General features: G+C 58.8%; 14 protein-coding genes and 1 tRNA gene. 10 read left to right on the top strand and 5 right to left on the bottom strand.

The genetic code is table 11. The features are described 5' to 3' along the window. Nucleotides 1-10: 10 nt before the first annotated feature. From gmhB to Q0Y21_RS15125, 6 genes are all read left to right on the top strand, one after another. Nucleotides 11-568 carry a D-glycero-beta-D-manno-heptose 1,7-bisphosphate 7-phosphatase gene (gene gmhB, locus Q0Y21_RS15150; RefSeq protein ID WP_297797302.1) on the top strand — a complete coding sequence of 186 codons (558 nt, stop codon included), beginning with the start codon at nt 11-13 and terminating at the stop codon, nt 566-568. Between the two features lie 35 nt (nt 569-603). Then, a tRNA-Pro gene (locus Q0Y21_RS15145) sits at nt 604-680 on the top strand. A 122-nt stretch (nt 681-802) separates the two neighbouring features. Beyond that, nucleotides 803-4,330 carry a type I restriction-modification system endonuclease gene (gene hsdR / locus Q0Y21_RS15140; RefSeq protein WP_297797300.1) on the top strand — a complete coding sequence of 1,176 codons (3,528 nt, stop codon included), beginning with the start codon at nt 803-805 and terminating at the stop codon, nt 4,328-4,330. Nucleotides 4,331-4,455: 125 nt separating this feature from the next. After that, nucleotides 4,456-5,526, top strand: coding sequence for a Fic family protein (locus Q0Y21_RS15135; protein ID WP_297797299.1), 1,071 nt, complete (start codon nt 4,456-4,458; stop codon nt 5,524-5,526). Between the two features lie 18 nt (nt 5,527-5,544). Then, nucleotides 5,545-7,206 (top strand): N-6 DNA methylase, encoded by a 1,662-nt coding sequence (locus Q0Y21_RS15130; RefSeq protein WP_297797297.1) that lies wholly within the window; start codon nt 5,545-5,547, stop codon nt 7,204-7,206. Then, on the top strand, nt 7,206-8,579 hold the full coding sequence (locus tag Q0Y21_RS15125) for a restriction endonuclease subunit S (RefSeq protein ID WP_297797295.1): 1,374 nt from the start codon (nt 7,206-7,208) through the stop codon (nt 8,577-8,579). The genes Q0Y21_RS15130 and Q0Y21_RS15125 overlap by 1 nt, the downstream gene beginning before the upstream one ends. Before the next feature lie 71 nt (nt 8,580-8,650). Here Q0Y21_RS15125 and Q0Y21_RS15120 read toward each other — a convergent pair whose 3' ends face one another. Together Q0Y21_RS15120 and Q0Y21_RS15115 are read right to left on the bottom strand one after the other, a co-directional pair. Then, nucleotides 8,651-9,985 (bottom strand): hypothetical protein, encoded by a 1,335-nt coding sequence (locus Q0Y21_RS15120; protein ID WP_297797294.1) that lies wholly within the window; start codon nt 9,983-9,985, stop codon nt 8,651-8,653. 10 nt (nt 9,986-9,995) lie between these two features. Then, nucleotides 9,996-10,241, bottom strand: a complete 246-nt coding sequence (locus Q0Y21_RS15115) for a hypothetical protein (RefSeq protein ID WP_297797292.1) — start codon at nt 10,239-10,241, stop codon at nt 9,996-9,998. 227 nt (nt 10,242-10,468) lie between these two features. Here Q0Y21_RS15115 and Q0Y21_RS15110 point away from each other — a divergent pair, with 227 nt between their 5' ends. Beyond that, nucleotides 10,469-10,840: a VOC family protein gene (locus Q0Y21_RS15110; RefSeq protein WP_297797290.1), complete on the top strand. Its 372-nt coding sequence runs from the start codon at nt 10,469-10,471 to the stop codon at nt 10,838-10,840. On the opposite strand, the gene Q0Y21_RS15105 is transcribed toward Q0Y21_RS15110, so the two are convergent. The 3 genes from Q0Y21_RS15105 to Q0Y21_RS15095 form a co-directional block, all read right to left on the bottom strand. Beyond that, the gene (locus tag Q0Y21_RS15105; protein WP_297797288.1) at nt 10,841-13,093 is read right to left on the bottom strand and encodes an ATP-dependent DNA helicase; all 2,253 of its coding nucleotides are present in this window, start codon (nt 13,091-13,093) and stop codon (nt 10,841-10,843) included. Beyond that, nucleotides 13,090-14,796, bottom strand: coding sequence for a VRR-NUC domain-containing protein (locus Q0Y21_RS15100; protein ID WP_297797286.1), 1,707 nt, complete (start codon nt 14,794-14,796; stop codon nt 13,090-13,092). The genes Q0Y21_RS15105 and Q0Y21_RS15100 overlap by 4 nt, the downstream gene beginning before the upstream one ends. 195 nt (nt 14,797-14,991) lie before the next feature. Then, nucleotides 14,992-15,429, bottom strand: a complete 438-nt coding sequence (locus Q0Y21_RS15095) for a DUF4864 domain-containing protein (RefSeq protein WP_297797285.1) — start codon at nt 15,427-15,429, stop codon at nt 14,992-14,994. Nucleotides 15,430-15,565: 136 nt separating this feature from the next. On the opposite strand from Q0Y21_RS15095, the gene recC reads away from it, so the two are divergent. The 3 genes from recC to recD are packed head-to-tail and all read left to right on the top strand — an operon-like array spanning nt 15,566 to nt 25,166. Further along, nucleotides 15,566-19,159 (top strand): exodeoxyribonuclease V subunit gamma, encoded by a 3,594-nt coding sequence (recC, locus tag Q0Y21_RS15090; RefSeq protein ID WP_297797283.1) that lies wholly within the window; start codon nt 15,566-15,568, stop codon nt 19,157-19,159. Next, nucleotides 19,156-22,878: an exodeoxyribonuclease V subunit beta gene (gene recB, locus Q0Y21_RS15085; protein ID WP_297797281.1), complete on the top strand. Its 3,723-nt coding sequence runs from the start codon at nt 19,156-19,158 to the stop codon at nt 22,876-22,878. Before recC ends, recB begins: the two co-directional genes overlap by 4 nt. Next, nucleotides 22,875-25,166: an exodeoxyribonuclease V subunit alpha gene (gene recD, locus Q0Y21_RS15080; protein WP_297797279.1), complete on the top strand. Its 2,292-nt coding sequence runs from the start codon at nt 22,875-22,877 to the stop codon at nt 25,164-25,166. Before recB ends, recD begins: the two co-directional genes overlap by 4 nt. The last annotated feature ends 158 nt before the right edge of the window (nt 25,167-25,324 follow it).

The raw sequence follows: 25,324 nt of genomic DNA, 5'->3' as shown, positions 1-25,324 counted from the left end.
TAAAGGCACAATGCTGATCATTCTGGACCGGGATGGGGTCATCAACGAATACGATGGCAACTACATCTGCTCAGCGGATGAGTGGATCCCCATTCCCGGCAGCATTGAGGCGATTGCCCGGCTCTGTAATGCCGGACATCGTATTGCCATCGCCACCAACCAGTCCGGCATCGCCCGTGGTTACTATGGCATCGACGAACTGAACGCCATGCACGATAAGCTGGAACAGCTGGTCGAAGCCCAGGGTGGCTGCATCGAGTTCATTGCCTATTGTCCGCATCATCCCGATGAGCACTGCAACTGCCGCAAACCACTGACCGGTTTGCTGGACCAGATCCGCAATCATTTCCACCTGGACAGCCTGCAGGGCGCAATGATGGTCGGTGACAGCCGAAAGGATCTGGAAGCCGGTTACACCGCTGGCTGTCATCCTGTTCTGGTCAGAACCGGAAATGGCCTGGATACAGAAAGGCACCTGGATGCGCGCCCGATACCGGGTGCAAAGGTCACGATTTACGACAATCTCAGCAAATTTACGGATGCGCTTTTATCCTCCGAGGGCTGGTAAAACCAGAGTGAATCCGTATAATACCGGCCGTTGATCGGCGTGTGGCGCAGCTTGGTAGCGCACTTCGTTCGGGACGAAGGGGTCGCAGGTTCGAATCCTGCCACGCCGACCACTTTCCCGCTCTCTACTGTCGTATTTTCCCCGATTCTCTAGCTTCTCCGTTACGGAATCCCGTTTCTGTATCCTTGATAAGTCTGCTAATGTTCTGCGGTAAGACTGTCGTGGAGGGATACATTGAACAAGGCAACGGACTTCAAATCCGGCAACTTTTCGTTTCTGTCAGAGCACGATGCCATATTCGTGGAACTGACCGAATCCGCCGAGCGAGCCTTCGCCAGTGATCCCAACACCACCCTGATCAAACTGCGCCAGCTTGGCGAAGCCCTGGCTCAACACCTGGCCGCGCTGTCGGGCATCGAGTTTGACGAACAGACCAGCCAGTCCGAATTGCTTTATCGCCTGAATCGGGAACTGCGGCTGGAACCGCAAATCAAAGAGCTGTTCCACATCCTTCGCATCGAGGGCAACAAGGCCACTCACCAATTCCGCACCCAACATAAAGAAGCGATGGATGGCTTGAAAGTGGCGCGAGCCCTGGCTATCTGGTTTCACCGTTCCTTCGGCAAAGCCGGTGCCAGCTTCAAGCCCGGCCCCTTTGTACCGCCCGCCGACCCCAGCGCACAGTTGCGACAGCTTCAGAGCGATATCGAAAAACTCCGCCACGATCTGCAACACGCCAACATGGAGCTGGACAGCAGCCAGCAGCTCAGCCAACTGATCGAGAAAGAGAAGGCCGAGTACGAAGCCCTGGCCGTGGCCATGGACGAAGAATCCCGCGCTTTGGCCGAACAGGCCCGCCAGCACGAACAGGCCTTGGCCCAACAGCAACAGGCCTACGAACAGAAGATCAAAGCGCTACAACAGCAGCTCACGGATCAGAGCGAACAAACCGTTAATCAACAGCGCCTGCAGGTAGCCAAGCAGACCAAAGCCGCTACCGATACCCTGGTACTGAACGAAGAACTCACTCGTATTCTCATTGACCAGCAATTGCAGGACGCCGGTTGGGAAGCCGACAGTCAAGTCATCACCTTCCAGAAAGGCGCGCGCCCGGAGAAAGGCCACTACCGCGCCATAGCCGAATGGCCCACACACCGAAACGGCGAGAAGGGCAGAGCCGATTACGTGCTGTTTGCAGGACTTACGCCCATCGCAGTAGTGGAAGCCAAGAAAGAGAACACCAACGTCGCCGGTAAAATCCGCCAGGCCGAACGTTACAGCAAAGGCTTCAACTTAGACGCACCGTTAGTCGGTGCCTGGGAATTAATGGGCCGCACCATCGCCTGGCCGGCTGAAGAGAACGGCCACTACCACGTACCCTTCGTGTATTCCTGCAATGGCCGTCCCTATTTACCACAACTGGCGGAGCAATCCGGCACCTGGTTCCGGGATATTCGCGAACCCAGCAACCTGCGCCGGGCACTGCCGCAATTCCACACCCCGGGCGGCTTGCTGGATCTGCTGGAACGGGACAAAGAAAACGCCGAGAAACTGTTAAAAGAAGAGCCCTTCGGCTACCTGAAACTTCGGGATTATCAACAGAACGCCATTGTCGCCACCGAACACGCCCTGGCCCGTGGCGTGCGAACCGCGCTGCTGGCGATGGCCACCGGCACCGGTAAAACCCGGACCATCATCGGGTTGATGTACCGCTTCCTGAAGGCTGAGCGCTTCCACCGTATCCTGTTTCTGGTGGACCGTACCTCGCTGGGTCAACAGGCCATTGATGCTTTCAATGAGGCACCGCTGGAGCAGAACCACACCCTCAGCAAGATCTACAACCTTGCCGAGCTGGGAGACATGGCCGCCGAAGCGGAAACCCGCATTCAGGTGGCCACCGTGCAGGCCATGGTCAAACGCATTTTCATGAGCGACCACCCGCCGCCCATCGACCAGTTCGACTGCATCATCATCGACGAAGCCCACCGGGGCTACACGCTGGACCAGGAAATGACCGAAGGCGAACTGGCCCTGCGGGACACCAGCCAGTACCTGTCCAGCTACCGCCGCGTGCTGGACTATTTCGATGCGGTGAAGATCGGTCTTACCGCCACCCCGGCCAAGCACACCAGCGAGATTTTCGGCAAACCCGTTTACACCTACTCCTATCGGGAAGCAGTGGCAGACGACTGGCTGATCGATCACGAACCACCCATCCGCTACGAAACCGTGCTCACCCAGAACGGTATTACGTTTGAAAAAGGTAAACCGGTAGAAGTCATCAACACCCAGACCGGGGAAGTGGACACTACCGAACTGGAAGACGAACTCAACTTCGAAGTGGATACTTTCAACCGCCGAGTGATCAACGAAAACTTCAACCGGGTGATCTGCGAACAACTGGTGCAGGAACTGGACCCATTCGGTGATGAAAAAACCATGATCTTCTGCGCCACCGACCTGCACGCCGATATGGTCAAACGCCTGCTGGACGATGCCTTCAAGGATCTCTATAACGGCCAGTACAACGAAGCCGCCGTGGCCAAGATCACCGGCCAGAGCGATAAAGTGGACCTGCTCATCCGCCGCTATAAGAACGAACGCTACCCCAACATCGCCATTACCGTGGACCTGCTCACCACCGGTATCGACGTACCGCCCATCTGCAACCTGGTGTTTATGCGCCGGGTACGCTCACGCATCCTCTACGAACAGATGATCGGCCGCGCCACCCGCCGCTGCGACGAGATTGGCAAAACCGTGTTCCGCATCTACGACCCGGTGGACATCTACGCCGCCCTGCAGGATGTGAACACCATGAAGCCCCTGGTGAAAGACCCCAACATCACCCTGGAACAACTGGTGGACGAGCTCACCGATGACGAGCAACTGGAGAAGGCCCTCAACACCCCCGGTGAACAACCCGATGAAAGTCAGGCTGACGTGGTACTCAGCCAGCTCAGCCAGAAACTCATGGGGGTGCTGCGCAAGGCTGACAACAAGGCGGAAAACCGTCCGGAACTGAAGCAAAAGCTGGATGAACTGCACCAGAGCTGGGGCGTGGAACCCAAATCCCTGCACCAACACCTGCATCAACTCGGCCCCCGGCAAGCTTCGGAGTTCATCAAACAGCACAGCGGACTGCTGAACCAGCTGGCAGAGGTGAAGTCCCTAGTGGGCAGGGAATACATGCCGCTGATCTCCGACCACGAGGACGAAATCCGCGAGCGCACTCAAAGCTATGGCGTACACGACAAGCCGGAAGACTACCTGGACAGCTTTAACGAGTTCATAAAACAGCAGCTCAACCAGTCCGCCGCCCTCGCGGTCGTAGTGAACAAACCCCGGGACCTCACCCGCGAACAGCTACGGGAAGTAAAGCTGCTGCTGGACAACCATGGCTACTCCGAAGCCCGCCTGCAAAGCGCCGTACGCAACCAGACCAACAAGGATATCGCCGCCAGCATCATCGGCTATATTCGCCGCGCCGCCCTAGGCGAACCATTAATATCGTTCGAACAGCGTGTCGCTGAAGCCATGGACCGCATCTACATCCAACACAACTGGACCCCGAACCAGCGCAAATGGCTGGAACGCCTGGCCAAGCAACTGGTCCATGAAGTCATCATCGACCGCGAGTTTGTGAACCACCGCTTCGCCGATGATGGCGGGGCGAAGCAGATGAACAAGGTGCTGGGGGAGCAGCTGGATACAGTGCTGGAGGAGTTGAACGAGGCGATGTGGCCGGAGCAAAGTGCATAGATTTTCGAGTTTTCTATAACCGTGACACGTCACATGCATAGAAAAACGCGGTTTCCTTTGCATATCCACCTCGACATGTATAGATTTTTGGTTTTTCTATACATAAATTGAGAAAAGGACGTTCTGTGCTGCCAACTTTACCCTTGGAACACGTCGAACAGTGGGAATCCCGAACGGTGCTTAAAAAGGCGGCGGAGGCTCACCGTTATCTGGCGGAGCTCAAGGGTGTGGCCGCAACCATCCCAAATGAAGAAATACTAATCAATACGCTGACACTGCAGGAAGCCCGGCACAGTTCCGAAATCGAAAACATCATCACCACCCAGGATGACCTTTATCGAGCTGTGGTGGCAGACGAAGCCAGTGTTTCGCCCGAAACCAAGGAAGTTCAGGACTATGCAGCTGCACTGCGAGCAGGCTTCCGAAGTGTTCGGAAATCCCGGTTGATTCGACTGAACGACATTCTGGTTATTCAGGAAACCCTCGAACGAAACCGGGCTGGCCTGCGCAAACTCCCGGGCACCGCCCTGAAAAATCAGGCCACCGGCGAAGTGGTGTATGAGCCGCCCCAATCGGCCAGTGAAATCGAAGACCTGATGGGTAACCTGGCGACTTACATTAACAATGACGAGCTGTGCGATGCAGATCCACTGGTGAAAATGGCGATTATCCACCACCAGTTTGAAAGCATTCATCCCTTCTACGACGGCAATGGCCGCACCGGGCGCATTATCAACATGCTCTATCTGGTGGCGAAAGATCTGCTGGACCTTCCGGTCCTTTACCTCAGCCGTTACCTGATTCAGACCAAAGCCGGTTATTACCGGGAACTTCAGGCCGTGCGTGATACCGGCAACTGGGAGTCCTGGCTGCTCTACATGCTGGAAGGTGTCAGCCAGACTGCTCAACAGACGATTGCACTGATCGGTCAGATTCGTGAGCTTATGCAGCACACGAAAAATCGCATGCGAAACGAGTGTCCGAAAATCTACCGTCAGGAGTTGCTGAACAACCTGTTCAACCACCCGTACACCAAGATCGAGTTCGTGATGGAGGACCTCTCCGTCACCCGAATCACCGCGACCAAGTACCTGGAAGAGCTGGTCAGCATCGGCCTGCTGGACAAAACCAGGGTAGGCCGCAGCAATTTCTACATCAATTCACCACTCATGGCGCTGTTCCTTGAGCGCGCTTAAAGACAACCGGAATTACCCATGACCAACAACGACATCGTCCAGAAACTCTGGAACCTCTGCGACGTTCTGCGGGACGACGGCATCAACTACTCGGACTACGTCACCGAACTGGTACTGCTGCTGTTCATCAAAATGGTCCATGAGAACAAGGATTTTGGCACTCTGGTAAGGCATCCTCTGCCGGAAGGCTGCCGCTGGACAGACCTGAACGGCAAATCCGGCATCAACCTGCTGAACGACTACAAACGCATTCTGCTCAGCCTGTCCACCGGCAACGACGGCGAGGGTAATCGGGTACACGACGACCCGCTGATCAGCGCCATCTACGCCGACGCCCAGACCCGCCTGCGGGAGCCGCGCCATCTGGAGCAGATGATCAAGACCCTGGACCAGATCGACTGGTTCAGCGCCCAGAAAGACGGCCTTGGCGACCTGTACGAAGGCCTGCTGGAGAAGAACGCCAACGAAACCAAATCCGGCGCCGGCCAGTACTTCACCCCCCGCGCCCTGATCAACACCATGGTTCGCTGCCTGAAACCGCAACCCGGCGAACACATTCAGGACCCGGCGGCGGGCACGGCGGGCTTCCTGATTGCCGCCCACGAATACATCAAAAGCCAGACCGACGAGCTGTACGAACTGAACGACCAAGATAAAACCTTCCAGACCACACAGGCCTACGTGGGTATCGAACTGGTACCCGGCACCCGCCGCCTGGCCCTGATGAACTGCCTGCTGCACGGCATGGAAGGGGATGCCGAAGGCGTGGTGCACCTGGGAAACGCCCTGGGCCAGACCGGCGCCGGACTGGAAAAGGCCGACGTAATCCTCGCCAACCCGCCCTTCGGCACCAGCAAAGGCGGCGATGCCAGCATCACCCGGGACGACCTCACCTACAAAACCAGCAACAAACAGCTGGCCTTTTTGCAGCACATCTACCGCAACCTCAAGCCCGGTGGCCGCGCCGCCGTGGTGCTGCCGGACAACGTACTGTTCGAAGCCGGCGTCGGCACCGATGTGCGCCGGGACCTGATGCACAAGTGCAACCTGCACACCATCCTGCGCCTGCCCACCGGCATCTTCTACGCCCAAGGCGTGAAAACCAACGTGCTGTTGTTCACCAAAGGCAGCGCCAAGGACAAGTACCAGGAAGAAAACTGCACCGAAAACGTCTGGGTCTACGACCTGCGCACCAACATGCCCAGCTTCGGAAAACGCACCCCCTTCGGCGAACAGCACCTAAAACCCTTTGAAAACGTGTTTGCTCCCCTCTCCCTCAACGGGAGAGGGGCCGGGGGAGAGGGTGAAACGGCCACCGCCCATCCCTCAGGCCGAAAAGAAGGCGAATACAGCTTCCATTCCGAAGCCATCGAACTGCCCGAACACAGCGACGAAAACGAGGGCATCGACCCTCGCCTGGCCCACAGTCGCTGGCGCAGCTTCAGCCGCCAGTGGATTGCCGAGCACAAGGGCGACTCTTTGGATATTTCCTGGCTGAAGGACAGCGACAGTGTGGATGCGGCCAACTTGCCCGAGCCGAGTGTGCTGGCGGGTGAGGCTATGGGGGAACTGGTGCAGGCGTTGGGGGAGCTGGATGCCTTAATGCGGGAGTTGGGGGCTGAAGAGGAGGCTGATGGGGCTAGGGTGCTTTTGCGGGAAGTGATGGGTGGGGAAAAGTAATGTCAGACCACTATATCCCTACTGGCTGGAAACAGGCCAAAATCTCGGATATCTCGATTAAGGGCCTCCAGCGAAAGCCAGGTACCGATGAAAGCTTCATCTATGTGGACATAGGCAGTATCGATAGGAGCCTAAAAAAGATTTCCGACCCTCAAGTGGTTGCTGGGGACAACGCTCCCAGTAGGGCGAGGAAAGTTATTGAAAGCGGCGATGTTCTGGTTTCTCTTACTAGGCCAAATCTCAATGCTGTAGCCTTAGTCGACCAGAAATATCACAAGCAAATCGCGTCGACTGGGTTTGAAGTCATAAAGCCTGTGCTAGTTGATAGCCGCTATATTTTCGCGCTAGTCCGCTCAAAGGAGTTCGTCGATCAAATCAGCGGTGTTGTTCAGGGTGCGCTTTACCCTGCGGCGAAGTCGTCGGATGTTCAGAACTTCGAGTTTCCGTTATCCCCCCTCGCTGAACAAAAAGTTATCGCCGACAAACTCGACACCCTGCTGGCCCAGGTGGAAAACACCAAAGCCCGCCTCGAATGCATCCCAAAAATCCTCAAACGCTTCCGCCAGTCCGTACTGGCTGCGGCAGTGAGTGGGCGGTTGACGGAGGAGTGGCGAAACCTAGCTGGTTTGCCCGAATGGGAGGCAAAAGTGCTAGGTGATGTAATTGGAAACATCGATCAGGGGTGGAGTCCGAAGTGCCATAATGAGCCCACTTCTGATGAAAGCTGGGGGGTTATAAAGACTTCGTCAGTTCTTCCAATGGATTTCGTCGAAAACGAAAATAAAAAGCTTCCGTATAACCTGGATGCAAAGCCGAGTTTACGCCTTCTAGACAGCGACATACTCACGACAAGAGCAGGCCCTAGATCGCGGTGCGGTATCACTTGTTACGTCAGTGAGATATCTAAGAATCTGATGATTTGCGACAAGGTGTATCGGTATAAAGTGATTGAGGGAAAAGGGAGTAGTAAGTTTCTTGCACTGCAGCTCAACAGTCCCTATGTGCTTGAGAAAATTGAAACGCTGAAAACAGGTATCTCCGAAAGTGGCATGAACCTCACCCAGAAAAAGTTTCGCCAACTAGAGCTCAACTGGCCCACTCCAGAAGAACAAACCGAAATCGTTCACCGAGTAGACCAACTCTTCGCCCACGCCGACCGCATCGAACAACAGGTCAACAACGCCCTGGCCCGCGTCAACAACCTCGCCCAGTCCATCCTGGCCAAAACCTTCCGAGGTGAACTCACCGAGCAATGGCGCAAAGACAACCCGGATCTGATCAGCGGGGAGAACAGTGCTGAGGCGTTGCTGGAGCGGATCAAGGCGGAACGGGCGTCTGTCGCCAAGCCCAAACACCTCAAAAGCAAAGCATAAATAAATTGGCCACTTACCAGTACAGACAGTAATGGCAGCCGAAGACCATTTTCATGGTGTCACGAAAATGGTCAGATAAGAGAGGCAGCAAAAGCCCCGATCACTAGCAACGCAAATATGAAGAGGGTGTTCCTGTTATCCGACAGGAATGTTCTAACAAGCTGCCCATTGCTTTGATGATATCTAGCCTGCACAAAATACCGTACCGAGGCTTCATCAAGCTTGGTACTGATCATGTGTGCCGTTACCTTTCTATAGAGAAGCGTTGCTACTAACAGAATTAATGGTACGAACAGAGCCAGTTCCCCGAGTGAAGGAATGTTTAGCAATTCACTTTCCGGAACCGGTGCATAGAACGGCCGCGCGACAATTCCAAAGAATAATGAAACTAATGCCAGGGTCCATCCAATGTACACCCGGTAGGTAGACCGTGTTGAATCCTCGATGGAGCGAAAATTCCTGGTTCTCGATTCCTGGACTTGGAAAGAACTGCGGAGCGAATCGATGTAACGCCCCTCTCGCTGGTGAAGATCACCATCGATCAATTTTCGAGTGTGCAAGGTTGTTAACAGCGAACCCATATAGCTGAGGATTCCCAAGGCGTCGTCTGAATACAGTCCTTGCTCTTGAGTGAGTGTTCGCTTGATGTGGGTAAGTTCCCGCTTCAACTGGCACAGCATCTTTAATGCGGCATCACGCCTGCCATCTCTGGAGCGAGAGTAGGGGACGATAGTGGTAAGCGAGTCCTGCTCTGCTTGGTGATGTTTATGGGAGTGAAGCGAATACTTGATGTAATAGTAGGCTTGGCGGGTGATCAGGTATTTTTCGTTATCGGACAGTGAGCGGTGCTGTTCCGTAGGGGTGGAGAGATAAACCAGACCGCCGGACGTTGCCTTGAAGTCCACTCGCCAGAAGCCCATTGCCTCCAACTCGATCTTCAGGCGGTCATAACACTGGTTGAGCTGGCTTCGCGAATCATCCCAACCATTAACGTTGCCGTTGGAACGGTCATAAACTTCCTGGGCTTCGTGGATTGTCTGAAACCACGGCTTTTCGCGATTTTCGGCTTTACTGCCTTCCTGCTCACTGGTTGGGTAAACGTAGACGCTGCCAAGAAGTTCCCGGTTATCCATACAGGCACTTTCTGATGCCTCGGCGAGTACAAATACCCGGAAGGAACCGTCGTACTCCTTGTCATTGAGACGATCTTGCCAGTTAACCTTCGACTGCAGCATTACCCGGCGGGCGTGATGATCTTTCTGCGCCAAGTAACCAAAATTGATATGGTTGGTTTTGTTGTCCTTGATATATTTATTCGTAAAGCCACCGGATATTCCGGGCTTCATCAAGCCGAAATCAAGATGGCCGCTGATACAAGGTATCCAGCCAAGATACTGATATTCCATCGAGTAGTGGTCAGTCCATTAACCGTTTGTACCAGACTAGCGATTCCATCTGATCGGGAATAATTTTGGAAGACTCTTTATCCAAACACATGCCATGGGAGAGGGAAGAGCCAGCAGGTTTCACACCCTGACGCTCAAGACGACTCGCTTTCTCCATCATCTTGTTACGGAGTTGCCATTCACCCGCGAACTTCAGTGTCAGGTAAGCAAAAACTCCCAGTGCGACAATCCCTAGCGCAACTGATAACGTCAGCATAGTCATACCCTGTTAGCTTATTGGAGTTGGCGTATTCTACGCAGCTAAGTGAGAATGATCAAATTTCCACCAAACTGCGTAGATCACATTCAAGTATAGTTGATGATCAGGACTATGGATCAAACACTCGTAAAAACAAATAATCGAAGGTAAAGATCGCCAGGCGGTTACCAAGCTCCAGAACCAACCCACACTCGTATACCCACCAAACAATCGAGGAGAGAACCATGATCGGATACGTCACCATCGGCGTCAGCGATATAAATAACGCAAAGCAATTTTACAGTAACCTGCTTGCGGATCTAGGCGCAAAGGTACTGCTGGACATGGAGCGCATCGCCTTTATTGGTAAAAACATGGGCTCCCCCATGCTGGCGATTTGCACACCGTATAACGGTGAGCCCAACCACCCGGGCAACGGCAACATGGTCGCCATTCAGCCGGGGTCGAAAGAAGCGGTGGATGCCCACTACCACAAGGCCATTGAATTGGGCGCCACCTGCGACGGTGAGCCGGGGCAGCGCATTCCGAACCAGTTCTACGGTGCCTACGTAAAAGACCCGGATGGCAACAAACTGGCGTTTTTCCACTTCGGTTGATCAATCAACCTCGAACCACCAGCGAGGCAACAATGGGTTGATGTCCGGTTGCAGAAACCGGTCATCAATCAGCCATATCACGCCTTTATCCTCGGGTGTTCGAATGACCCGTCCGGCAGCCTGGGCCACCTTCTGCAGCCCGGGAATCAGGTAGGTGTATTGGTAACCCGCGCCGAAACGCTGCTGAAGACGGGCTTTGAGAATCTCATGCCAGGGATCGAATGGCGGCAAGCCCAGGGTGGCCACAAAGGCGCCGATCAGTTGATCACCGGGCAGATCGATACCTTCACTGAACACGCCGCCCAGAACCGCAAATGCGACACTGCCCCCGGACTTCTGAAAGCCTGCCAGAAATTCACTTCGTTGCTGCGGCGACATGCCCGGTTGTTGAGAGCGTTGGGGAACATCCGGCGCCTCTTTGGCGAGGGTCTCACTGACCGCCCGTGCGTACTTGAAGCTGCTGAAAAACGCCAGGTAGTGACCAGGCCGTTCGCGGAACTGCCGGGCGATGAGATCCGCTATAGGCCGCAGGGACGCGTCCCGATGGGTCTGGCGGGTGCTGATGCCCGGCGTGAACTGCACCTGCAACTGCTCGGCACTGAACGGACTGGGCAGGGAGGTAAAGCGGGTGTCCTCCGGCATGCCCAGCAGGTCCCGGTAGTAGACGCCAGGACTTAATGTGGCAGAGAACAACAGGACCGACTGGGCCGCCTCGAACCGTTCCCGCAGAAAATCCGCCGGTATCAGGTTCTGAATGGTGAGACTGGCCCGGCCCCGACCGGTGCGCTGGAATTCGCACAGGGAGTGATCACCAAAGGACTCCGCCAGCTTGATGAACGCCACGCTTTCAAACAGCAGTTCCTGCAGGGTGAGGTCCGGCGGGTTGTCCGCCAGATAATCGGTGAGGTTGGAAACCAAAGCCTGCAAGGCCCCGAGTAGCTGGGAGGACAGGGTTTCGAGAAATACCGGGATTTCGTGGTCCGTCTGATGATCACGGATCAGACTCTGCCAGGCGCGGGCCGTGCGATCGATCGCCGATTTCAGCGGGCTCGGGGCGCTCTTCTTCACCTTCAGCAGTCGTTGCTGTTCCAGCCGTACCGAATACATGCCCCGGCCCCGGTCCACCAGGTTGTGGGCTTCATCCACCAGTAGGCTGGCCTTCCAGCTGTTCTGGCGAATCAGGCCGTGGAGCAGGGCGGACTGGTCAAACAGCCGGTTCACATCGCCAATCACCACGTCACACCAGCGCGCCATCTCCTGAGCGAGAAAATAGGGGCAAATGCCATGACCTGCGGCGATCTTCGCCAATGTTGCCTGATCCAGCGTATCTTCCGTCTGTGCAGCCTCGGCCCGGGCATCCGGCAGGCGGTCGAAAAAGCCTTTGGCCAGCGGACAGGAATCACCATGGCAGGCTTTGTCCGGGTGCTCACAGGCATCGTCTTTCGACACCAGCTCCAGGGTTCGCAACGGCCAACGGGGCAGATTCTGGGCGGTACGCAGACGGGCCACCGCATCCATGGCAAGCTGACGGGCGGTATTACGACAGGTGAGATAGTACAGCCGGTCCTGTTGTGCCGCCGGCATGGCCATCAAGGCCGGGAACAGGGTACCCAGGGTTTTGCCGAGACCGGTGGGAGCCTCCAGCAACAAAGTGCCGGACTTCATCGAATTCTTGTACACCGTTTCCGCCAACTGGCGTTGCCTCGGCCGGAATTCGGCAAAGGGAAAGGTCAACTCGGACAGCAGGGCGTTCCGCTGCTCCCGGTGATGCGCTTCCTGCTCGGCCCAGGCCTTGTAATGCTGGCACAGGTCCTCAAGCTCCTGCCAGAGCTCATCCGCCGTGGCGGTTTCCGTCACCGTGGTTTCCTTATCCTTGCCGGTGTCGTAGTAGATCAGCGCCAGTTCCAGTTTTTTGCGGTTTTCCTGCCGGCACAGGAGGGCACCATAGGCTCTGAGCTGGGCGCGGTGGAGCGCACGCTGATGCTCGCGAATGCGGGACAGGTCACCCCGGTGGGTTTTGATCTCCTCCAGCCGGCCCTTGTGCGGATTGTAAACATCCGCTCTCCCCGAGAGCACTAGCCCCATACACTCCCCGGTCAGCAAGTACTCGCTCTTATAGCCATAGCCACGCCGTGACTGGATGGACTGATGGCCGGCAATGCCCTCTTCAGCGCTGGGTGCCGGGGTATAACGAAAGTCCAGATCGCCACGACGAGCGGCGAACTCACACAGGGTACGGACGGCAACCTTCACTCGTTGTCCCCATCTGACTGCCAGCGCACGTAACAGACGCTGGCGGGCATACCTTCGCGGGCAAAGAAGGCCAGCCAGCGACGCTGATGATCCTGCAGCCGGTCACCGGGGCCTTTTACCTCAATCATTTCGTAATGCGGTCCCGGGCCGGCAGCGTTGGGGTGCAACCGGATCAGGTCCGGGAAGCCACTGCGGTGCTCCTTCAGGTTATTCAGCAGGCGTTCGAACAGCCGCTCCAGGTGATGCGCCGGAATACAGTCCATGGCCATGGTCAGCAGGTCTTCCGACAACACCGGCCAGACTATGAAAGGGTTGGCAATGCCGTGTTTTTCCCGCCAGGTTTCGAGGATGCGCTGCCGGTAATCACCCCCGCGCAACCGAGCAAAACATCGGTCGAAGGCTTGCTGGCGTCGTTCCACAAAGTCCTCCCGCATCAGGTCCGCCGGACCCACGTGGAAGGGATGGAAAAAGGCGCCGGGAATGGCCGCGAAAATGGTCTGCCAACACAGCAGGCCAAACAGGCCGTTGATCAGGGTGTTTTCCACATAGAAAACCGGGGCCTCCTCGGTCTCCAGATGCTGCTGGGCCGCCAGCTCCACCGGTCCCACGTCGGGTTTCGGCAGGGTCACGGTAAATTCACGAATCGGCGGCGGAGTCGCTACCACCGGTGACGCCTCACCCATTTTCGCTGCCAGCCGCTTGAGAATGCGCGCCAACCCCTGGGCCTCGGCATCACTCAGATCCCCGGTATGCCAGTGTCGGGCAATCTCCCAGGCCTCGCCGAAGCGTTTCATTCGTTCCAGCAACCGAAGCTGCTTCAGCCGCGCCTCCCGATGGTTACTGGCCGCGAGCACTTCCAGCGCCAGCTCCCGCTCGCCCTGCCGCTCCGCCTGCCGGCCCAGTTCGAGCAACAACCGGTCCCGCCGGCTGGTCAGCCAGGGATTAGCCAGAGGACCGGGCACCTCGGGCCACACCTCAACCGCGGCCACCCCTTCATCCAACCATTGTCGACAGTGGTGCATCTGCAGATAACAATCCACATCCGCCCGTTGATGAAAAGCCCGGGAATCGGCAGAGAAGGTCACCTGCTCGTATTGTTGATAACCCAATTCCACCAGCACAAAATCGGTCCAGCTCTGGCGCAGGTTGCCGAAGAACATCAGGCGGATGCGGTCGAACAGAGGCATATCCTTTAGCCGAACCACCGCCGGCGCTTCATCCCCAACCCACTCTTCCGTCCGTTGCAGGTCTGGGAAATGTTCAGCCAGCACTTCACGCATTTGAGCTTTAGGCAGGGTTCTCGGCACATTCCGCTCAACCAGCCACTCGGCAAACACCGGTCGGAGCTCGGCCAGAGTAAACAGACGAAACAGGTCATCAATGCCAAGCAGAGGTGATGACTCCAGCCAGTTACTGTCGCTCAGTTCGACCAAGGCGTCAGCCACGGATCCCGGCAGTTCCGGATAGTTCAGCTTATCTCCCCGAAACAACTCACCGGTACGCATCACCATACGCGTCAGCAGTCCCCGCGCGGCGGTAGATAGCTCGAAGAAACTGCCTAATCGGGATTGCTCATCGGCAGTCAGCAAATCCCCGTGGTGACTGGCCACCCACGACACCACGGTGTCCATGTTTTTCAGGTAATACAGAGGGTCTTCAAGGTCCGCCGTCTGGGGGCGCTGGCCTTTAAATTGGGGGGTCATATTGTTACCGGGAACCTTTTTAAGAGGCCGCAACTGACTGAGTCTGCACGCGATCGAGCGGGTAAGATCTGCCAAAATCGTGCGGAGCCATGGATGGCGGAGCCGAGCGTACAGGGACGTATTCACAGCGTATTTTGGCAGATCTTACCCGCTCGGTCGCAGTCCACCCAACTCTACGATGGCCAAGACCAGGTCTCAAATACCCAGATCTGCCGGCTGCATCTGTACCCCACCGATCTTCCATTGATCATCAATCAACACCATCCGGTAATAAGCATCCCAGCGCTTGCCCTCCGGTCCTTTCAGTCGCACCACCTGTATCTCGAAATCACCGTGGGGGACTCGTCTGACAAACTCGATGGCACTGGCTCGGTGGACCGCTGGGTACGCCTGCTTCACCATCGCCAGAAACACCTCGGAACTGCCAAAGCGCTGCTTGATGCCCTCAGACGCGACCCGCCAGGCAGCCTCATCATCGTCGTTGGCAAACGCCTCAATCTGCCGAAGGATGGCACCCTGAATTTCAGAATCCGTGTCATCCGCCTGGGGCGAGGCCGGCACCAGAAAAACCAGCGCAGCAATAACCAGTAGCACTGGCGGCGCGGTTCGGGCACGAATCAGGAACGTGATCATAAGCGGTATCCTTTAGAGGGGACCCTCCTTACAGCTTACGCCAATCTTCGGTTGGCGGATGCGTTTTCGAGAAATTTCACCCGGGTTTGCGCTACTCTGTAGTCGCCACGTTTACCCGGACCCCAAAAGAGCAGGTATGCCCGAGACAACCGCCATCGAACCCGGCTTTCACGCCATTCACGCCAATCACCTGGAAGACCTGCGCCGCGCGGTGGTGTACATCTGCCGCCAGAACCCCATGCCGCCTCTGGAGAGCGAAACCTTCCTGGTGCAGAGTAACGGCATTGCCCAGTGGCTGAAGCTGGCACTGGCGGAGAAGCGTTCGGAAGAGGGTGCCGACGGCGGCCTGGGCATTGCCGCCGGCATGGACTTCCTGTTTCCCGCGCGGTTTATCTGGCAGGCCTACCGGGCGGTAATGCCGGATGGCGAGGTCCCGGAGCAATCACCGTTCGACAAGCGTCGACTGGTCTGGCGGTTATACCGGTTATTGCCGGAACTGGTCGGTCAGGACGACGCCTTCACCCCACTGGCCCGATTCCTGGACGGCACCGATCCGGACCTGCGGGATTTCCAGCTGGCTGAAAAAGTGGCGGATCTGTTTGACCAGTACCAGGTGTTTCGCGCCGATTGGCTCAGTGCCTGGGAGCAGGGGCGGGATGTGGTGATCACCGCACGGGGTGAGGAAAAGCCGCTGGATGAAGAAACCCGCTGGCAGCCCTTGTTGTGGCGCAAGGTGGTGAAAGATGTCGGTGCCGAGGCCCACACCAGCCGTTCGCAGATTCATACCCGGTTTATGGCCGAAGGCCAGCGTATCAGTGAGCCTGCCAATCCATCCCGGCTGCCAAAGCGCATTGTGGTGTTTGGCGTATCCTCCCTGCCAAGGCAGGCACTGGAAGCGCTGTACGTGCTCAGTCGCTTCAGCCAGGTGGTGCTGTGTGTCCACAACCCCAGCCAGTTCTACTGGGCGGATATCATCAGCGACCGGGAACTGCTCAAGGCCGAGCGCAAACGCGGGATCGCCCACCCGACGCTTTCCCACGTCGCCGATCCGGATCAGTTGCACCAGCATGCCAACCCGTTACTCGCGGCCTGGGGCAAACAGGGGCGTGATTACATCCGCCTGCTGGATGAATTCGATAATCCGGAGGAGTACCGGAGCAGCTTACAGACCCCGGACCAGAAGATCGACATTTTCTCGGAGCATGGTGCCGGCGAGGACTCCACCCTGCTGCACCAGTTGCAGAACGACATCTACAACCTGACGCCGCTGCAGGACATCCGCGCCGAGCAGCGCCAGCTGGATCCGGGCCGGGATCATTCCCTGGTATTTCATGATGCCCACAGCCCCCAGCGGGAAGTGGAGATCCTGCACGATCAGTTACTGGCCGCCTTTAACGCCGACCCCGCACTGCGGCCCCGGGATGTCATCGTGATGGTTCCGGATATCAACGTGTACGCGCCCCACATCCAGGCGGTATTCGGTCGTTACCAGGCCGGTCTCAAACGGCATATTCCCTTCACCATTTCCGATCAGGGCCAGCGTCACCACGAACCGGTGCTGATTGCCCTGGAAACCCTGATGTCGCTGCCCCGCAGCCGCTTCGGCGTGAGTGAAATCATCAGCCTGCTGGAAGTGCCGGGCATTCGCGACCGCTTCGGCATCGCCGAGGACGAGATCCCCCTGGCGCGGCACTGGGTGGAAGGCGCCAACATTCGATGGGGTCTGCACGGCAAACACCGGGAAAGCCTGGAATTGCCGGCCGAGCTGGAACGTAACACCTGGCAGTCGGGACTGAGGTCGATGCTGTTGGGTTACAGCATGGGAGAAGATGAACCCTGGGCCGGGGTGGAACCCTACGGCGAAATCGGCGGGCTTCAGGCCAGCCTGGCCGGGCGCCTCAGCGAGTTCGTCCACCAGCTGGAAACCCTGTGGCAGGCGTTACAGCAATCCCGCACGGCGACCGCCTGGGAAGGGCTGTTTTCCGACATGCTGGAGGGTTTTTTCCACAAGGTAACCGGCAGCGATCTGTTACTGCTTAACCGCTTCCGCCGCCAGCTGGAACAATGGCTGGAAGATGCCCTGGCCGCCGGGCTGGAACATCAGTCCCTGCCCCTGAACATCGTCAAGGATGTGCTGCTGGAAGGCCTTGATGAAGGCGGCCTGAACCAGCGCTTCCTCGCCGGCAAGGTGAACTTCGCCACCCTGATGCCGATGCGGGCCATCCCCTTCCGCAAGGTGTGCCTGCTGGGCATGAACGATGGCGATTACCCCCGTTCCCGACCGCCGGTGGATTTCGACCTGATGGCCCAGGATTATCGGCCCGGTGACCGTTCCCGCCGCGAGGACGACCGTTACCTGTTCCTGGAGGCCCTGTTGTCGGCACGGGAACAGTTATACATCAGCTGGGTCGGGCGCAGCATCAAGGACGATTCCGAGCGGCCGCCTTCGGTGCTGGTGGGCCAGCTACGGGATCATCTGGACAGTCTGTGGCAGGTCACCGGCCAGCCATCTCAGCCGGTCACACCGGCCCTGACCACGCAGCATCCGCTGCAACCGTTCAGCCGCGATTACTTCCCCAGAGCCAATGGCCTGGGCGAGGGCGAGGACTGCCCGCCAAGACCGTTGGCCGAGGTGTTGCAGGCCCGCACGCTGTTTACCTACGAAGGGGAATGGCGCAGCGCCCATGGCAATGAAACGGCAGAACAGGCCCAGGATGCCCTGCCGTATCAGGCCCCGGAAGAGCCCATCACCCTGAACGATCTGGCGGCGTTCCTGAAAAAGCCCATCGATACTTTTTACCAGCGTCGCCTGCAGGTGCGCTTTGAGGATGTGGAAGACGAGGACACTGATAACGAGAACTTTGACCTCAACGGTCTGGACCGCTGGCGGCTGAACAACGAACTGATCCGGGACGGCCTGATGAAAGCCGGCTCGGAAGAAGAGCTGCATGAACGGTTGGAAACCACTCTGGATCGCATGGCCCGGCGCGGCGACCTGGGCATGGGGGTCACCGAGCATCGGCTGCGCACCGAGCTGTCCGGCCGCCTGCCGGACCTGTTCGAGCGCTATCAGACCGCACTGATGGAGTGGCCGGAAGCGGTCAGCGAACCCATCCCCTTCGACTACCACGTCAGCAACACCACCGGCACTGTCGAGGTGCTGGACCTGATCGATGGCCTGCGCTGTAACCACCAAGGCCAGCTGTGCCGGCTGGTGGTGGCCAGTTCCGGTTTGTTGACCGGCTCCGGCTACAGCAAGAAGGTACGCTACGCCAATCTGATGCGGGACTGGGTGATTCACCTCGCCGGTCAGCTCACCGGGCAGCCGTTTGAAACCCTGATCCTGGGCAAGGAAGAGGGCCGCAAGTTCCGCTTCGCCCCGATGGAGCGGGAACAGGCACAGGCGCATCTGGAAACCATCATCACGCGCTGGATGGAGGCCACCACCCGGGCCCTGCCCATTCACTGCGAAGCCGGCTTTGCCTGGATATACAGTTTTTATCAGAGCAAGAAATTCCTCGGTGACCACGAACGGGCGATCAGCGATGCGGAGCAGGCCTACACCACCGCGTTGGAGCGGGACACCGGTTACCTGAGAGGGGCATTTGAGAGTGCGGAGTTACTGATGGTCAGTGGTGAATTCGAGGCCTTGCTGCATGCCCTCTATGTGCCCCTGTGGGAAGCGGAGCAGGGCAAGTCCGCCGCCGAACAGATCGAGGGGCAGGCATGAGCGACAACATGACCAACCGCAATCCGAATCTGGACCCCTTAACGCTGCCCCTGAACGGCAGCACCCTGATTGAAGCCAGTGCCGGTACCGGCAAGACCTTCACCATCGCCATTCTGTATGTGCGCCTGGTGCTGGGCCACGGTCAGCCGGAGGACAGCCCGCTGGCACAGGGGATACTGCCGCCGAATCTGCTGGTGGTGACCTTTACCGACGCCGCCACCAAGGAACTGCGGGACCGCATCCGTACCCGGCTGACCCAGGCCGCCGAGGTGTTTTCCGACGCCGCAGACGCCGCAGCGCCGTCACCGGAAACCGCGCTGATCCATCAGCTTCGCGATAACAGTTACCCGGACCCGGCCACCTGGCCGGAATGTCGCAAGAAGCTGTTACTGGCCGCCGAGTGGATGGACGAGGCCGCCGTCTCCACCATCCATGGCTGGTGTAACCGCATGCTCAGCGAGCACGCCTTCGACAGCGGCAGCCTGTTCAAGCTCACCCTGGAAACCGACCAGAGCGACCTGCTGGACGAGGTGGTGCGGGATTACTGGCGCACCTTCATCTACCCTTTGTCCCCGATACTGATGGACGAAGCTCTCAGCCATTGGAAAACCCCGGACGACCTGCGCAAGGCGGTGCGCAACCTGATCCCCGATGCGGACAACCTGGGCACGCCTACCGGCGATGTGAAACAGGCCATCGAACAGACCGTCAGCCAACGTCAGGAACGGGCGCGGGAACTGAAGGCCTATGACTGGGCCCACTGGAAACCCGACGTGGTGGAGTTGCTGACCACGCTTAACAAGAGCAAACGGCTCCACGGCGGCAGCATGAAGCCAATGATTGCTGCCTGGGATACCCTGCTGGACTGGGCGGCTTCGGACGAACTCTATCCCCAGGGGCTGGACAAGGCCGGCTTCCAGAACCAGACACCGGCCGTACTGCCCACCAAGCTCAAGGGCGAGGACCCGGCGCCACAGCATCCCGCCTTCGAGGCCATAGCCGAACTGGTAGCGTTCAGCCAGAACCTGCCCAGTGCCGAGTCGGATATCCTCCGGCACGCCAGCCACTGGATCGCCCAACGGCTGGAATCGGAAAAACAGAAACGCTCGGAGATGGGATTCGACGATCTGCTCACCCGCCTCGACGACGCCTTGCACGGCCCCCGTGGCGAGCAACTGGCGGCCACCATCCGCCGTCAGTTCCCGGTGGCACTGATCGACGAATTCCAGGACACCGACCCGGTGCAGTACCGCATCTTCAACCGGGTCTACCAGGTGGCGGACAACGACCCGCACACCTGCATGCTGATGATCGGTGACCCGAAACAGGCCATCTACGGTTTCCGCGGCGCAGACATCCATACCTACCTGGAAGCCCGCAAGGGCGCCCGGGAACGCACCTACACCCTGGGCCGCAACTTCCGTTCCGCCGAATCCATGGTGAAAGCGGTGAACCGGGTGTTCGAGCATGGCGATCACAACAGCCGTGATGGCGCCTTCCTGTTCGGCAAGGGCGACACCTCGCCACTGCCGTTCCAGGGTGTCGACGCCAATGGCACCAAACGCCTGTGGTCGGTCCAGGGCGAAATCCAGCCGAGTCTCACCTTCTGGTCGCTGGAATCGGAAGAAGAGGACAAGGCCGGCAACCGCAAGGGGCTGGCAAAAGGGGCCGCGACCGTCGATATCGCGGAGACCTGTGCCAGTGAAATTGCCCGACTGCTGAGCCAGGGGCAGGCGGGCGAGGCCGGATTTGCGCTGACGGAAAACCCGGCGGATCTCGAACCGGTAGCCCCCAAGGACATCGCCATTCTGGTCAACAACCGCAACGAAGCCAGCGCGGTGCGGGATGCCCTCGGGCGACGCCAGATCAAGAGCGTGTACCTGTCGGATCGGGATTCGGTCCTGACCTCACAGGAAGCCAGGGAAATGCTGTGCTGGCTCCGGGCCTTTGCCGAACCCCGGCAACTGGCCTACGCCCGGGCTGCGCTGGCCACCCCGACGCTGGGCCAGTCCTGGCACTCCTTGAACCGGTTGCTGACCGACGAGATTGCCCTGGAGCGGGAAATTGAACGCTTTATGGGTTACCAGCAGCAATGGCAAAACCAGGGCGTGCTGCCCATGCTGCGCAGTTTCCTGATGGACTTCGATGTGCCTGGCCGGCTGCTCCAGCGCCCCGACGGCGAACGCCGACTGACGGACATACTGCACATTGCCGAGCTGCTGCAGCAGGACAGCCTGCAACTGGACGGCGAGCACGCGCTGGTGCACCACTACACCCAGATCCTGCGAGCGGCGGACGAGGAAGACGAACATCGCACCCTGCGTCTGGAAAGCGACGCCGGGCTGGTGAAGGTGATCACCGTGCACAAATCCAAGGGTCTGGAATACCCGTTGGTTTTCCTGCCCTTCGGCACCGCATTTCGTGCCGAAAACGAGAAACAGGCCTTTGTCCGTTATCACGATGACAGCGGCCAGCTCACCACCGTGTTCGATCCCACCCCGGACGACGTGGCGCGGGCTGACCGGGAACGGCTGGGTGAGGACATCCGCAAACTCTACGTGGCGCTGACCCGCGCCCGTTTTGCCACCTGGGTCGGCGTGGCGGCGATCGACAACTGGCCCCTCAGCGGCCTGGGCTATCTGATGGGCGGGGAAGGTGAACCCCACTCCGTCAGCAACTGCCTGAACCAACTGGCGAACGGCCACCCGGCGATATCGGTCATGCCGTTGCCGGAGGCCACCGACAACCACTACACCGAAGCCGCACCGGAAGCCCTGGGGCCCGCGCTGGTCTCCAACCGCGAAGCGAAAGAGGACTGGTGGATCGCCAGTTATTCCTCCATCGAGTACGCCGGTATGGCCGGAACCGGTATCGTCTTTACCGGGGAAGTGGAGGATGCGGAAACCCAGAATTTGCTGGAAGAAAGTGCCCAGGACGAGGCCGAAGAAGCCGCTGTTCCGGCGACCCGCAACCACCACCATTTCCCCAAAGGCGCCGGCCCCGGTACCTTCCTGCATGAGTTGCTGGAGTGGTGTACCCAGCAGGGACTCCAGCAGGTTGTGGAGAACCCCGCGCAACTTCGCGAACAGCTTACCCGCCGATGCAGCACCCGTGGCTGGAGCGAGTGGGTGGAGCCGCTGGAGCAGTGGCTGCTGGCGCTGATCCGCCAACCGATCCCGCTGAGTAGAACCGGCACTCAGAGCGCCAGCCTGGCGGAACTGACCACGCTGCGCCCGGAACTGGAATTCTGGTTCGAGAGCTGCCACGTCCGTACCAGGGCCATGGACCAGCTGGTCACTCAACATACCCTCAATGGCGCCGACCGACCCCAGGTGAACGACCGCAGCTTCAATGGCATGCTCAAGGGTTTTATCGATCTGGTGTTTGAACACGACGGGCAGTATTACGTGCTGGACTATAAATCCAATACCCTCGGCGACAACGACCTCGCCTATACCGACCAGGCCATGGGTGACGCCATTTTGGACAAGCGCTACGACCTGCAGTACATCCTCTACCTGCTGGCCCTGCACCGGCTGCTGAAAGCCCGGCTGCCGGACTATGACTACGATACCCACATCGGTGGTGCCGTGTACCTGTTCCTGCGCGGGGTGAATGCCCCCACCGCCGGCGCCTTTACCGACAAGCCGCCGAAGACACTGATCGAGCAACTGGATTCGATGTTTGACGGCAACACGCCAGGGGAGGTAGCCGCATGAGCCGGACCCGGAACTCCGACAACCAGTTCGCCTTCGATCTCGGCGATGACGATCAAAACCCTGCACCGCCATCATCTGCGGCCCCGTCAGCCCCAACTGTCGACACCCGCAAGCTGCTGGCCAGCCTCGACCGGACCGAAGCGTTATTGCTCCAGTGGCAACAGGCCGAGTGGATTCGCCCGCTGGATGTGGGGTTTGCGCGGCTGATCCGCACCCTTCTGGAAGAGCAGGGCAAGACGCCACAACCGTTGTTGCTGTTACTGGCGGCATTGACCTCCCATCAGGTGGGCCGCGGCCATGTGTGTATTGACCTTGCCAACCTGTTGTCCAATGCCGGCGACACCCTGTCACTGCCACCGGAGGAGCCGGTCACGGATAAACTGACGGATTCCGAAGCGGCGGAACTGAGCCAACTGGCCCCGGATGATGTGTTGGCCAGTGTTTCCCTGCAGGAGTGTCTTGCCGCACTGAGCAACACACCGGCAGTCAGTGATGGCTCACTGACCACGCCGATGGTGCTGAACGACACCCGACTTTACCTGCGCCGGTTCTGGCGTTACGAGCAGCGAATTGCCGAAGGCATCCAGCAGCGGCTGGCGCTGCCATCTCCGCTGCCATCTCCGCTGGCAGACCCGACCTCGGCATCCGCCGGCACCCTGTCGCGGGCACTGGGTTGTCTGTTCAAACCCCAACAGGACGTGGATTACCAGAAACTGGCCTGCGCCCTGGCCGCCCGCAACCGGTTTGCGGTGGTCACCGGGGGCCCCGGTACCGGCAAGACCACCACGGTGGTGAACCTGCTGGCAGCCCTGCAGGCAGTGGCCGGCGAATCCCCGGAACGGGCCGGTCGCAAATACCGTATTCGTCTGGCCGCCCCCACCGGCAAGGCCGCCGCACGACTGAACGAATCCATCGGCGGTGCGGTCAGCCGCCTGCCGCTGCAGGCATTGCCCGGTCAGGTGGTGCTGGACGACATTCCCACCAAAGTCACCACACTGCATCGTCTGCTCGGCAGCCGGCCGGACACCCGCAAGTTCCGCCACAACCGGGACAATCCGCTGCTGGTGGATATCCTGGTGATCGACGAAGCGTCCATGGTGGATGTGGACCTGATGGCCTCGGTATTTGATGCCCTGCCCAGCCATGCCCAACTGATCCTGCTGGGCGACAAGGACCAGCTGGCGTCGGTGGATGCCGGCGCCGTTCTGGGTGAATTGTGCCAGCGTGCGGCAGAGGCCCATTACACCCCGGACACTGCCCAGTGGCTGCACGCCATCACCGGCGATGAAGTACCTGAGTCACGGCTTGATACCCAGGGCCAGGTGCTCGACCAGGCGGTGGCGATGCTGCGCAAGAGCTATCGTTTCAGTGAGGACAGCGGTATTCGCAAACTGGCGGAGGCGGTCAACACTGATACCCTGGATGCAGCGTTGTTGCGACAGTGCCGCGACGGCGGCTTCGATGACGTCATCTGGCTGAACGGGCGCACCGCCAGACCGGCCCTCGACGACACTCTGGAACTGGTCTGTGCCCATGCGGTCACTGGCACGCCGGACGCCTTCCATAATCAGGGCCAGGGCCGGGAAGTCAACCAGCAGATCCTGCCGCCACCGGTCGGGTATCGTCACTATCTGGAACGCATGAATCATCATCGGTTAACGCCCGACAGCCCCCGGGAGGACTGGGACGATCTTGCAACAGAGGTACTGGCCGCCTTCAACGATTTCCAGATTCTCTGCGCCCTGCGCAAGGGGCCCTGGGGTGTGGAAGGCCTCAACGACCAGGTGGCGCGGCATCTGCTGGGGGAAAAACTGATTCCCCGCGCCGAAGGCTGGTACGCCGGGCGGCCGGTGCTGATCACCGGCAACGATTACAATCTGGGCCTGATGAACGGGGATATCGGTATCACCTTCAGTGTGCCCTGGGACCGGACCGAGTCCGGTGAAGCCAGATTCACTCTGCGGGTCGCTTTCCCCAGCGGGGACGGTACCGACAGCATCCGCTGGATATCCCCGAGCCGCTTGCAACAGCTGGAAACCGTGTACGCGATGACCGTGCACAAGTCCCAGGGCTCGGAGTTCAACCATACCTGTCTGGTACTGCCGGACCGGCTCAGCCCGGTGATGACCCGGGAACTGGTCTATACCGGCATCACCCGGGCGAAGAACTGGTTCAGCCTGATCACCGGCGACGCCCAGGTACTGAAAGACAGCGTCGGCCAGCGGGTTGTCCGCGCCTCCGGGCTGGCGCTGAGGCTTGCTGATAACGAGCGCCCGGGACGCCAGTAAGCGGAGGGCCTTGCCAAAACACGCTCCTTCGGCACATCCATGTGACGCTCGGGTTCCGCCCTTCAGCGCTTTTTGCTCCTGCGTCGCGCTGAAGGTCCAGGGCAGGCCATCCATGGCCAGCCCGTGAAGAGCTATTCGCTCTTCACCCCTGGCTCCGC

This window comes from uncultured Marinobacter sp., from assembly GCF_947259545.1.
Taxonomy (GTDB): Bacteria; Pseudomonadota; Gammaproteobacteria; order Pseudomonadales; family Oleiphilaceae; genus Marinobacter.
Note: the sequence above shows the minus strand (reverse complement) of the source record. Positions and strands in the feature narration are given on the sequence as shown.